Source organism: Hydrogenophaga sp., from assembly GCF_050182545.1.
GTDB lineage: Bacteria > Pseudomonadota > Gammaproteobacteria > Burkholderiales > Burkholderiaceae_C > Hydrogenophaga.
Map to the genome: position 1 here is coordinate 58,083 of NZ_JBFXCD010000005.1, position 11,758 is coordinate 69,840.

An 11,758-nucleotide genomic window follows, 5' to 3' on the forward strand; every position below is an offset into this window, starting at 1 on the left:
AGACCTTGATCAATGCGCGCAACCCGTAGGGCTCAGGTCACGGCCACCCGTTTGGGTCGGTTGTACATGCGCCGCGCCAGCACTGCGGACATGGCCACGGTCACATCCAGCGCGATCTCCGGGTGGCGCGTTGACAGTTCGCGAAAACGCAGCGGCGTCAGGCACCAGAGCCGGCAATCGCTGCCCGCATGCACCGTGGCACTGCGTGGAAGGTGGCTGAAGAATGCGCCCTCGCCGAGCAAGGAGCCCGAACCCACCACCGCTATGCGCACGCGTTCGCGCGAATCTTCATAGTGCACGGTCAGGGTGCCACTTTCCACGAAGTAGACGGTGCGGTCCTTCACCCCTTGTTCGATCAGCACCTGCCCCTGTTGCAGAGCCACCGGTTGCAGGTAGTTGGCCAGCAGTGGCCACTGGTTGTCATTGAGATTCAGGGGCACGGCGTCCAGCGCGCTGCTCAGGCGCATGGACTGGGCCAGACCTTGAATGTCAAAGCGCACGGGCGTGGGCAGCTGGGCGTTCATGCGGTCAAGATAACCGCGCCCCGCCACCATGCGCAAGCCTGTTCTTACCCGCGCTTACAGTTGCACTCTCGGCGGTATCTGCACGGCTCCAAGCGGTACTTTCGGCCTCATTTGCCGATGCAAAAACGCGAAAAGATTTCGCCCAGCAAGTCGTCGGCGGTGAACTCGCCGGTGATCCCGTTCAGGGCCTGCTGGGCCAGGCGCAGTTCCTCGGCCAGCAGATCCAGGTGCTCGGCGCGCGAACGCAGCAGGCCGTCGGCTGCATCCAGGTGTTCGCCCACGCGGCGCAAGGCCTGCACATGGCGCTCGCGCGCCATGAAGAGACCATCGCCAGCGTGTTGCCAGCCGGCGAGCGCAAGCAGGCGCTGGCGCAGGTCCTCCAGGCCGGTGCCGTGCCGCGCCGAGACGGCCAGCGCATCGGCCTGCGCCTGCACGGCGGCGGGCACGCGACCGTCCAACTGGTCCAGCTTGTTCCAGACGTGCAGCACCGGCACGCCTGGCGGCAGCGTGGTAGCGAGGCTGGCGGCAATCGAGGCATCTGCCTCTAGGTACGCCGGGCTGTCGCCGCGACCCAGGTCGTGCAGGAACAGCACAGCATCGGCCTGCCGAATGCGCCCCCAGGCGCGCTCGATGCCGATCTTCTCGACCTCATCCACGTCGGGACTGTCGCGCAGGCCGGCGGTGTCGATCACATGCAGAGGCACGCCCTCGATCTGGATCGTCTGCTGCACCACGTCGCGCGTGGTGCCCGCCACCGGCGTGACGATGGCGAGCTCCGCGCCCGCCAGCGCATTGAGCAGCGAACTCTTGCCCGCGTTGGGCTGCCCGGCGATAACCACCTGAAGGCCGTCGCGCAGCAAGGCGCCCTGCCGCGCCTGCGCCTGCACGTCGGCCAGCGCCAGCTGCAGGCGCTGCAACTGGCCTGTGGCATCGGCCTTTTGCAGGAAGTCGATTTCCTCCTCAGGGAAATCCAGCGTCGCTTCGACCAACATGCGCAGGTTCACCAGCGCGTCGCGCAATGTGTGGATGAGTGTGGAGAACGCGCCTGCGAGCGAGCGCGAGGCGCTGCGTGCGGCCGCCTCGGTGCTGGCATCGATCAGGTCGGCAACCGCTTCGGCCTGAGCCAGGTCGAGCTTGTCGTTGAGGAAGGCGCGCTCGGTGAATTCACCCGCGCGCGCCAGGCGCAAGGCGGGCAGCACGTCGCGCCCCACTTCCAGGCAGCGCGCCATCAGCAGCTGAAGCACCACCGGCCCGCCGTGCCCCTGGAGTTCGAGCACATCTTCCCCAGTATACGAATGGGGTGCGGGAAACCACAGTGCCAGCCCATGATCGATCGGTTGTCCCTGTGCATCGTTGAACGGCAGGTAGGCGGCCTCGCGCGCGCGCGGTTCACGCCCGACCAAAGCCTGCACAAAGGCGTTCAGTCCCTTGCCCGACACCCGCACGATACCCACCGCTCCCCTGCCAGGTGCAGTGGTGATGGCAACGATGGGATCACGCGAGGCAGCGAGCATGTGGAGTGAGCATAAAAGACAAAGGGCCTGCAACCGCAGGCCCCGGATCGGAGAAGTGCCCCATGTCCAGAAATGTCGAGGGTCCGGCCCCGCCGGCCCCAGACATCGTCCCCCCTTCGAGGGGGGAAGCCGCGTCAGCGGCGCAGGGGGGTCAGGTGAACTTGGGCATGCTGAACTTCAGCGGCACACCCATGCTCTTGTTGATCACCGCCTGCTGCGCAATCGTGAGCACGTTGTTCGTGATCCAGTACAGCACCAGGCCGGACGGGAAGAAGAAGAACATGACCGAGAACATCAGCGGCATGAGCCACATCAGCTTGGCCTGCAGCGGGTCCGGCGGCAGAGGGTTGAGCGCGGTCTGGATCATGGTCGTGACGGCCATCACCAGCGGCAGAATGTAGAACGGATCGGGCGAGGACAGGTCGGTGATCCAGGCCATCCAGGGCGCGTTGCGCATCTCCACGCTGGACAACAGCACCCAGTAGAGCGCGATGAAGACGGGGATCTGGATCAGGATGGGGAAGCAGCCGCCCAGCGGGTTGACCTTCTCCTCCCGGTACATCTTCATCATTTCCTGCTGCATCGCCTGCGGGTTGCCCTTGAGGCGCTCCCGCATTTCCATGATGCGCGGGTTGATCTTCTTCATCTTGGCCATGCTGCGGTAAGCGCTGGCATTGAGCCAGTAAAACGCGGCCTTGATCAACACCACCAGCAGCACGATGGCCCAACCCCAGTTGCCCACGTAGCCGTGGATCTTCTCGAGCAGCCAGTACAGCGGCTTGGCCAGGATGGTGAGCCATCCGTAGTCCTTCACCAGTTCGAGGCCCGGGGCGATGGTCTCGAGCACCTTTTCTTCCTGCGGTCCCACGAACAGGCGTGTCTGCACGCGCTCGCTCTGGCCGGGCTCGATGGCTTTGAGTGCGGCGATGCTGCCGACCGCAAACAGGTTGTTGTCGATCTTGCGCGCGAAGTTGTCCCGCGCCACGCCATCCCCCAGCAGCCAGGCCGAGGCGAAGTAGTGCTGGACCATGGCCACGTAACCATCGCTGGTGGACTTCACGAACTCGGCCTTGTTCTTCTCGATGTCGGCGAACTCGACCTTCTGGTACTTTTTCTCGGTGGTGTAGACCGCCGGACCGGTGAAGGTGGAGTAGAACGGCGTATCGCTGCTGAGCTTGCTGCCGTCGCGCACCAGCTGAACATAGAGCTGCGGGCTCACTGGCTGACCACCCAGGTTCTGCACCTCGTGCTCGACCGCGATGTCATAGCTGCCACGCGTGAGCGTGTAGGTCTTGACCAGCTTCACGCCACCGACCTCGGCGGACTCGAACCGCACCTTCAGTTCGTTCTGGCCGTCGGCCAGGGCTCCGGGCGCGCCGACCAGCGTCATGGGGGTCTTGTGGGTCGGGAACGTGCCCCCGATCAGGCCCGTCTGCGCCACGTAGATGTGCTCGCCGTCCTGCCTGAGCAGGGTGAAGGGCTGCACGCTCTGGTCCTTGCTCTGGCCCGTGGCTTCCGCGTGCTTGAGCAACTGGGCGCCGATCAGGGAGCCACCTTCGCTGTTGAAGGCCAGCTTGAACACGTCGGTGCTCACCTCGAAGCGCTGGGCCACCGCACTCGGGGCTCCCGCCGGCGACTGGCCGCCAGCGACTGCTGCTGACTGGGCTGCGGCGGGCAGGCTGGCATCGGCTGCAGATGCCGCCGGGGCGCTGGTGCTGGCCGCGGGCGCGGTGACCGGCGCTGCGCCGGGGAAGAAGGTGGGTTTGTGGCCATTGTGAATCTGCCACTTGTCCCAGATCAGGACCATCGACAGACCAAAAACCACCCACAGGATGGACCGACGGATGTCATTCATGACGGGTTCTTCTTTTCGCAGGAAGGTGAAGAAATCAGGCGGGAGAACAGCGTGGGCCGCTCCATGGGGACCGGGTCATGGCCCCCCTCGCACCAGGGATGGCAGCGCGCCAGGCGACCCAGCGTCAGGTAACTGCCGGCCATGGCCCCATGGCGCTCCAGCGCCCCTATCGCATAGACAGAGCAGGAGGGTTCGAAGCGGCAGGCACTGCCCAGCGAGGGGCTGAGCAGCAGGCGGTACCCCTTGACCAGGCCGACCAGGGCCTGGCGCGGCCAGTCAGACAGCATCGCGGGCCTCCGCGGCGCGGCTCGCCGCGCGTGGCGCGGCCCGGGGCGACAGCAGCTGCTCCAGCTCGGCGCGCACCGCGCGCTTGAGCACATCCGACGTTGCGCTGACAAACTGCCGGCGGCTGAACTCGCTGCGCAGCCGCACCACCAGGGCGGCCTGGGGCAGGCTACCGGCCCGCAGGCGCGCGATTTCGTAGATCTGGCGGCGGATTGTGTTGCGCGTGACCGCGCGTTTCGCCCAGCGCTTGGGCAGCAACACACCCAGCCAGGCATCGGCCACAGGAAACAATGCCCTGCCCTCGTGTGCGCTGGAAAGCGCGGCACGGTGCAAGGCAAAGTGGGGGGTCTTGGCCACGGGGGCTCCCGCCATGACGGCCTGGAACTGTTGCCGGGACCGCAGCCGCTGTATCACCGCTGAACCGAAAGGGCCATGCGGCGAGGGAGCCGGGCAGGCTGGCGCCGGCAGAACACGCGCGCTGGCCTCAGACGGCCAGGCGCTTGCGACCCTTGGCGCGGCGCGCGTTGATCACGGCACGGCCTCCGCGGGTCTTCATGCGAACGAGGAAGCCGTGGGTGCGGGCGCGGCGGATCTTGGAGGGCTGGTAGGTGCGTTTCATGGTGGTCTGTGGAAATCGGGGAAACCCGCAATTATCGCAAATAAAACCCATGGCCGGCAAGCACTTGGCCCACATTGCTGGCGCTGCACCTGATGCCCGCAGCGCCTCGCGGATGGCGGAGGAAGGCGGTCGGTCCGGGTTTCCCGCCGCTTGTGGATAAGTGTCCCGCCACACTACAATGCCACGATTGCCCCGAGACATTTGTCCACAACTCCAACGCTTCCACCGTTTCCCGCATGATCGAGGGCACACCCCCTGAAGCTGTCGTGGCCGCCGCACGGCCCGAACCCCCCTCGCTCTGGCCGAGCTGCATGGACCGGCTGTCGCAGGAAATTCCCGAACAGCAGTTCAATACCTGGATCCGGCCCCTGTCCGCCACCGTGGCCGACGACGGCTCGCGCGTGGTCGTTGCCGTGGCCAACCGCTTCAAACTGGACTGGATTCGCGCCCAGTACGCGGCCCGCATTACCGCCTTGCTGGAAGCGGTGAACGGCTCGCCAGTGTCGCTGGAGTTGGTGCTCGCTCCGCGGGAAGGGCCCAGCAGGACTTCACCCGCTCCACGCGCCATCCAGGACCCGGTGCTGGCGGAACTGCCCGATCTGGCGCCGGTGGAAGTCGCCACGCCCAGCGGCCCCAAAACCCGGCTCAATCCCGCGCTGGCCTTTTCCACTCTGGTGGAAGGTTCGGCCAACCGCATGGCGCGCGCCGCGGCCATGCACGTGGCCGGCAGTCTGGGCCAGTTGTACAACCCGCTGTTCATCTACGGCGGCGTCGGCCTGGGCAAGACACACCTGGTGCACGCCATCGGCAACCACCTGCTCGCGGACCGTCCACAAGCCAGGGTTCTCTACATCCACGCCGAGCAGTTCGTCTCCGATGTGGTCAAGGCCTACCAGCGCAAGACCTTTGACGAGTTCAAGGAGCGCTACCACTCGCTCGACCTGCTGCTGATCGACGATGTGCAGTTCTTCGCCAACAAGGAGCGCACGCAGGAAGAGTTCTTCAACGCCTTCGAAGCGCTGCTGGCCAAGAAGAGCCACATCGTGCTGACCAGCGACACCTACCCCAAGGGGCTGGCGGACATCCACGAGCGGCTGGTTTCGCGCTTCGACTCGGGGCTGACGGTGGCCATCGAGCCACCCGAGCTGGAGATGCGGGTGGCCATCCTGATCAACAAGGCGGCGGTCGAAAACGCCGTGATGCCCGAAGAAGTGGCCTTCTTTGTGGCCAAGAACGTGCGCTCCAACGTGCGCGAGCTCGAAGGCGCACTGCGCAAGATCCTGGCTTATTCGCGCTTCAACCAGAAGGAGATCTCGATCCAGCTCGCGCGCGATGCCCTCAAGGATCTGCTGTCGATCCAGAACCGCCAGATCAGCGTGGAGAACATCCAGAAGACCGTGGCCGACTTCTACAAGATCAAGGTCGCGGACATGTACAGCAAGAAGCGCCCGGCCAGCATCGCCCGGCCGCGGCAAATAGCCATGTTCATTGCCAAGGAGCTGACCCAGAAGAGCCTGCCCGAGATCGGCGAGCTGTTTGGTGGGCGCGACCACACCACGGTGCTGCACGCGGTGCGCAAGATCGGCGCGGAGCGCCAGCAGAACACCGAGCTCAACCAGCAGCTGCACGTGCTCGAACAGACGCTCAAGGGATGAGGTCGCAAAAAGGGCGAAAATAGCGGGGATTTGGCCCTGACAGTGAGGAGGGCCTTCCGGGTGGCAGGAACCGGCCTACAAACAACCAGAGACGAAAGAGTCTGACATGATCGTTTTGAAATCGACCCAGGACAAGGTATTGGCCGCGCTGCAGTCCGTCGCGGGCATCGTGGAACGCCGCCACACCCTGCCGATCCTGGCCAACGTGCTGCTGCGCAAGACCGGCTCGCAGGTGCAGCTGACCACCAGTGACCTGGAGATCCAGATCCGCACCACCGCCGAACTCGACGGCGACGCCGGCAATTTCGCCACCACCCTGGGTGCACGCAAGCTGATCGACATCCTGCGCACCATGCCGGGCGACCAGACCGTGAGCCTGGAATCCAGTGCCGGCAAGCTCATCCTCAAAGGTGGCAAGAGCCGCTTCACGCTGCAGAGCATGCCCGCGGAAGACTTTCCGCTGGTGCAGGAATCGGCCAGCTTTGGTCCGGTGTTTTCGGTGCCGCAGAAGACGCTCAAGAGCCTGCTCGGCCAGGTCTCGTTCGCGATGGCCGTGCACGACATCCGCTACTACCTCAACGGCATCCTGTTCGTGGCCGAGGGCAAGCAGCTCAGCCTGGTGGCCACCGACGGCCACCGCCTGGCCTTTGCCTCCAGCACGCTGGACGTGGAAGTGCCCAAGCAGGAAGTGATCCTGCCGCGCAAGACCGTGCTGGAACTGCAGCGCCTGCTGTCCGACAAGGAGGGCGCGATCGAGATGCAGTTCGCCGCCAACCAGGCCAAGTTCAGCTTTGATGGCATGGAGTTCGTCACCAAGCTGGTCGAGGGCAAGTTCCCCGACTACAACCGCGTGATCCCGAAGAACCACAAGAACATCGTCACGCTCGGCCGCCAGCCGCTGCTGGCCTCGCTGCAGCGCACGGCCATCATGACCAGTGAGAAGTTCAAGGGCGTGCGCCTGAACGTCGAGCCCGGCGCGCTGCGCGTGGCCTCGAGCAACGCCGAGCAGGAAGAAGCGGTGGACGAGCTCGACATCGACTACGGCGGCGACGCGATCGAGATCGGCTTCAACGTCACCTACCTGATCGACGCGCTGCAGAACATGTCGCAGGAGATGGTGCGCATCGAGCTCTCCGACGGCAACAGCTCCGCGCTGGTCACCAACCCCGACGACAACGCCTTCAAGTACGTCGTCATGCCGATGCGCATCTGAGGCTGTCCGCCCCGGCTGCCATCGCATTCCAAACCCGCGAACACCGCGGGTTTGGCGTTTACTGAGATCGAGAAACTTCATCATGTCCGACGCCAACAAGCCCGCCGAATCCGTTCACACCGGCGCGGTTCAAGCCGAAAGTTCCAATTTCCAGCCCGTCATCGACGCCCACCAGGCCGGCGCCAGCGAAGGCTATGGCGAGGGTTCGATCCAGATCCTGGAGGGCCTGGAGGCGGTGCGCAAGCGCCCGGGCATGTACATCGGCGACACGTCGGACGGCACCGGCCTGCACCACCTGGTGTTCGAGGTGGTCGACAACTCCATCGACGAAGCCCTGGCCGGCCACTGTGACGACATCGTGGTCACCATCCACACCGACAACTCCATCAGCGTGGTCGACAACGGCCGCGGCATCCCCACAGGGGTGAAGATGGACGACAAGCACGAGCCCAAGCGCAGCGCCGCCGAGATCGCGCTGACCGAATTGCACGCCGGTGGCAAGTTCAACCAGAACAGCTACAAAGTCTCGGGCGGCCTGCACGGCGTGGGCGTGAGCTGCGTGAACGCGCTCTCGCAATGGCTGCGCCTGACGGTGCGCCGCGAAGGCCATGTGCACCAGCTGGAGTTTGCGCGCGGCTTCGTGCAGAACCGCATCATCGAAGCCACGCCCACCGGCGTGGAACTCTCGCCCATGCGCGTGACCGGCGCGACCGAGAAGCGCGGCACCGAGGTGCACTTCCTGCCCGACTACGAGATCTTCCGCGAGAACGCCGACTTCCACTACGAGATCCTGTCCAAGCGCCTGCGCGAGCTCTCCTTCCTGAACAACGGCGTGCGCATCCGCCTCAAGGACGAGCGCAGCGGCAAGGAAGACGACTTCTCCGGCGCCGGCGGCGTCAAGGGCTTTGTCGATTTCATCAACAAGGGCAAGACCGTCCTGCACCCGAACGTGTTCCACGCCCTGGGCGACCGCCAGAGCGACCAGGGCACCAACATCGGCGTCGAAGTCGCGATGCAGTGGAACAGCGGCTACAACGAGCAGGTGCTGTGCTTCACCAACAACATCCCGCAGCGCGACGGCGGCACCCACCTCACCGGCCTGCGCGCGGCGATGACGCGCGTGATCAACAAGTACATCGAAGAGAACGAACTCGCCAAGAAGGCCAAGGTGGAAGTCACCGGCGACGACATGCGCGAAGGCCTGTGCTGCGTGCTCAGCGTCAAGGTGCCCGAGCCCAAGTTCTCCAGCCAGACCAAGGACAAGCTGGTCTCCAGCGAGGTGCGCGGCCCGGTGGAAGACATCGTCAGCCGTCTGCTGGCTGACTACCTGCAGGAGCGCCCGAACGACGCCAAGATCATCTGCGGCAAGATCGTTGAAGCCGCACGAGCGCGCGAGGCCGCGCGCAAGGCGCGCGAGATGACGCGCCGCAAGGGCGTGCTCGACGGCATGGGCCTGCCCGGCAAACTCGCCGACTGCCAGGAGAAAGACCCGGCCCTGTGCGAGATCTACATCGTGGAGGGCGACTCCGCCGGCGGCTCGGCCAAGCAGGGCCGCGACCGCAAGTTCCAGGCGATCCTGCCGCTGCGCGGCAAGATCCTGAACGTGGAGAAAGCGCGCTACGAAAAGCTGCTGACCAGCAACGAAATCCTCACGCTCATCACCGCGCTGGGCACCGGCATCGGCAAGGCTGGCGCGGAAGGCAGTGGCAATGGAAACGGCGGCGCCGACGACTTCAACGTCGCCAAGCTGCGCTACCACCGCATCATCATCATGACCGACGCCGACGTCGACGGCGCCCACATCCGCACCCTGCTGCTGACCTTCTTCTACCGCCAGATGCCCGAGCTCGTGGAGCGCGGCCACATCTACATCGCGCAGCCGCCGCTGTACAAGGTCAAGGCTGGCAAGGAAGAGCTGTACCTGAAGGACGGCCCCGCGCTCGACGGCTTCCTGCTGCGCATCGCGCTGAGGGACGCGTCCGTGTTCACGGGTGGCGCCACGCAGACCACCCTGAGCGGTGACACGCTGGGCGAACTCGCGCGCAAGCACCAGGTGGCCGAAAGCGTGATCGCCCGCTTGTCCAACTTCATGGACGCCGAAGCGCTGCGCGCGATCGCCGACGGCGTCTCGCTCAACCTCGACAGCGTCGAGCAGGCCGAAGTCAGTGCGGTCGCGCTGCAGGAAAAACTGCGCGAACTCACCACCACCGGCGTGCCCGCCGAAGTCGCGGCCGAATTCGACGTGCGCACCGACAAACCGATCCTGCGCATCAGCCGCCGCCACCACGGCAACATCAAGAGCAGCGTGCTCACGCAGGACTTCGTGCACGGCGCCGACTACGCCGCGCTCGCCACCGCCGCCGACACCTTCCGCGGCCTGCTGGGCGAGGGCGCGAAAGTCATGCGCGGCGAAGGCGAGAAGCAGAAAGAAGAAAAGGTCAGCGACTTCCGCCAGGCCATGCGCTGGCTCATCAGCGAAGCCGAACGCACCACCAGCCGCCAGCGCTACAAAGGCCTGGGCGAAATGAACCCCGAGCAGCTCTGGGAAACCACCATGGACCCGGAAGTGCGCCGCCTGCTGCGCGTACAGATCGACGACGCCATCGAAGCCGACCGCGTGTTCACGATGCTGATGGGCGATGAGGTGGAACCGCGTCGGGATTTCATCGAGACGAATGCCTTGCGGGCGGGCAATATCGACGTTTGAGTTGTCCTCCCCCGGGCCGCCACGCCCGGCACCGCCGGTGGGCATGATGCCGCCGCGAGGCGCGTTGTGCCGCTGGTCGGCGCGGCGGCCAGGGTTGGGCGCAGTGTGCGCCAGCGCACGGACGCAGGGGAGCATGTGCCTAGCATTGAGCACATGCCCGCCCTGCGCTTCTCGCCCCGCCTGTTGCTCGCCGCCGCGCTCGCGTTGGGCGTACTGAGCGCGTGCGGAGGTGGCGACGACGACGACGATTCGGGTGGCGGCTCGCCTGATGGCGGCGTCACCTTCACCCCCACCACCGAACCGGTGGCCGTGACGCAGCTGCCTGTCGGCTTCTCCAATCCGACCGCCATGGCCTTTCTGCCCGACGGCCGCTTCATCGTCGTCACGAGCGACCGCTATTTGCGCCTGTATGAGGCCGATGGCTCGAGCTACATGTACCTCAACCACGCCGCGTTCAGCAGGATGACGGTGGGCACCGAGCACACGGGCCTTCGCGATGTGGCGGTAGATCCTGCCTTCGAGAGCAACCACCGGCTGTACTTCACCTTCGCCGAGGGGTCGGACGTGCCGCTGGCCCGAGGCACGGCCGTGGCGCGTGCGGAGCTGACCGACAACGGAGATCTCGTGCCGTCATACGAGGTGATCTACCGGCAGCCCAAAGTGACCGATGGCGGCTATCACTATGGCGGACGCATGGCGTTCGACCGCGAAGGTCATCTCCTGGTGACCCTGGGCGACCGCCAGACAGCGGAACAGCGCGTGCTCGCACAGGACGTGGCGAGCGGCAGCGGCAAGGTGGTGCGCATCACCACCGAGGGCGAACCCGCGCCGGGCAATCCGCTGATTCCGGGCGGGCTCCCCGGCCTGTGGAGTTGGGGCCATCGCAATCCGCAAGGTGCTGCCATCCACCCCGACACCGGTGAGCTGTGGACGCACGAAGCGGGCCCCCAGGGCGGTGACGAAGTCAACCTCACACGGCCCGGGCGCAACTACGGGTGGCCGGTGATCAGCCACGGCCAGGTGCCGGGGACGACCATACCGTTCGGCGAGGGCACCAGCAAGGCAGGCATGGAGCAGCCGCTGGCGGTCTGGGACACCAGCGACGGCAGCCCCTGGACCGGTGGTCAGAAGTCGTCCATCGGACCAAGCGGCATGGCTTTCTTCACCGGCAGCAGTCCGGCGCACTGGCGAGGCAGCCTGTTCGTCGGCGCACGCGAAGGCACTGGTCTGTGGCGCATACAGTTCGACGGCACGCGCGAAGTGGGTCGCGAACGCCTGCTCGCGGATCGCAACGAGCGCATCGTCGATGTGCGCATGGGGCGCGACGGTCATCTGTACGTTCTCACCCTCCCGTCCGGCGGTGTCCTGCGGGTCGGCGGTTGATGG

The 11,758-nt window shown here is 65.7% G+C and carries 10 protein-coding genes; 4 read left to right on the forward strand and 6 right to left on the reverse strand.

The annotated features are described in order from the left end of the window. Positions 1-32: 32 nt before the first annotated feature. The 6 genes from AB7P10_RS07130 to rpmH form a co-directional block, all read right to left on the reverse strand. Positions 33-524 carry a Crp/Fnr family transcriptional regulator gene (locus tag AB7P10_RS07130; RefSeq protein ID WP_297648560.1) on the reverse strand — a complete coding sequence of 164 codons (492 nt, stop codon included), beginning with the start codon at positions 522-524 and terminating at the stop codon, positions 33-35. A gap of 107 nt (positions 525-631) precedes the next feature. Beyond that, entirely contained in the window at positions 632-2,038 is a 1,407-nt protein-coding gene (gene mnmE / locus AB7P10_RS07135; RefSeq protein ID WP_428293145.1) for a tRNA uridine-5-carboxymethylaminomethyl(34) synthesis GTPase MnmE, read from the reverse strand. 151 nt (positions 2,039-2,189) lie between these two features. Beyond that, positions 2,190-3,893 carry a membrane protein insertase YidC gene (yidC, locus tag AB7P10_RS07140; RefSeq protein ID WP_428293146.1) on the reverse strand — a complete coding sequence of 568 codons (1,704 nt, stop codon included), beginning with the start codon at positions 3,891-3,893 and terminating at the stop codon, positions 2,190-2,192. Continuing rightward, positions 3,890-4,180, reverse strand: coding sequence for a membrane protein insertion efficiency factor YidD (yidD, locus tag AB7P10_RS07145; RefSeq protein ID WP_428293147.1), 291 nt, complete (start codon positions 4,178-4,180; stop codon positions 3,890-3,892). Before yidD ends, yidC begins: the two co-directional genes overlap by 4 nt. Further along, on the reverse strand, positions 4,170-4,589 hold the full coding sequence (locus tag AB7P10_RS07150; protein ID WP_428293336.1) for a ribonuclease P protein component: 420 nt from the start codon (positions 4,587-4,589) through the stop codon (positions 4,170-4,172). Before AB7P10_RS07150 ends, yidD begins: the two co-directional genes overlap by 11 nt. A 73-nt stretch (positions 4,590-4,662) precedes the next feature. Next, complete coding sequence (rpmH, locus tag AB7P10_RS07155; RefSeq protein ID WP_006299042.1) at positions 4,663-4,797, reverse strand: 50S ribosomal protein L34; 135 nt, start codon at positions 4,795-4,797, stop codon at positions 4,663-4,665. 236 nt (positions 4,798-5,033) lie between these two features. Here rpmH and dnaA point away from each other — a divergent pair, with 236 nt between their 5' ends. The 4 genes from dnaA (at position 5,034) to AB7P10_RS07175 (ending at position 11,755) form a co-directional block, all read left to right on the forward strand. Beyond that, positions 5,034-6,452, forward strand: a complete 1,419-nt coding sequence (gene dnaA / locus AB7P10_RS07160; RefSeq protein ID WP_428293148.1) for a chromosomal replication initiator protein DnaA — start codon at positions 5,034-5,036, stop codon at positions 6,450-6,452. 106 nt (positions 6,453-6,558) lie between these two features. Next, complete coding sequence (dnaN, locus tag AB7P10_RS07165) at positions 6,559-7,665, forward strand: DNA polymerase III subunit beta (protein WP_428293149.1); 1,107 nt, start codon at positions 6,559-6,561, stop codon at positions 7,663-7,665. Positions 7,666-7,747: 82 nt separating this feature from the next. Then, positions 7,748-10,372, forward strand: a complete 2,625-nt coding sequence (gene gyrB, locus AB7P10_RS07170) for a DNA topoisomerase (ATP-hydrolyzing) subunit B (protein ID WP_428293150.1) — start codon at positions 7,748-7,750, stop codon at positions 10,370-10,372. 153 nt (positions 10,373-10,525) lie between these two features. Next, the gene (locus AB7P10_RS07175) at positions 10,526-11,755 is read left to right on the forward strand and encodes a PQQ-dependent sugar dehydrogenase (protein ID WP_428293151.1); all 1,230 of its coding nucleotides are present in this window, start codon (positions 10,526-10,528) and stop codon (positions 11,753-11,755) included. Positions 11,756-11,758 lie beyond the last annotated feature (3 nt).

Bases quoted from the DNA above. Each gene is read 5' to 3' on its own strand.
- dnaA (WP_428293148.1), top strand. From the start codon at position 5,034: ATGATCGAGGGCACACCCCCTGAAGCTGTCGTGGCCGCCGCACGGCCC.
- AB7P10_RS07130 (WP_297648560.1), bottom strand. From the start codon at position 524: ATGAACGCCCAGCTGCCCACGCCCGTGCGCTTTGACATTCAAGGTCTG.
- mnmE (WP_428293145.1), bottom strand. From the start codon at position 2,038: ATGCTCGCTGCCTCGCGTGATCCCATCGTTGCCATCACCACTGCACCT.
- yidD (WP_428293147.1), bottom strand. From the start codon at position 4,180: ATGCTGTCTGACTGGCCGCGCCAGGCCCTGGTCGGCCTGGTCAAGGGG.
- gyrB (WP_428293150.1), top strand. From the start codon at position 7,748: ATGTCCGACGCCAACAAGCCCGCCGAATCCGTTCACACCGGCGCGGTT.
- dnaN (WP_428293149.1), top strand. From the start codon at position 6,559: ATGATCGTTTTGAAATCGACCCAGGACAAGGTATTGGCCGCGCTGCAG.
- rpmH (WP_006299042.1), bottom strand. From the start codon at position 4,797: ATGAAACGCACCTACCAGCCCTCCAAGATCCGCCGCGCCCGCACCCAC.
- AB7P10_RS07175 (WP_428293151.1), top strand. From the start codon at position 10,526: ATGCCCGCCCTGCGCTTCTCGCCCCGCCTGTTGCTCGCCGCCGCGCTC.
- yidC (WP_428293146.1), bottom strand. From the start codon at position 3,893: ATGAATGACATCCGTCGGTCCATCCTGTGGGTGGTTTTTGGTCTGTCG.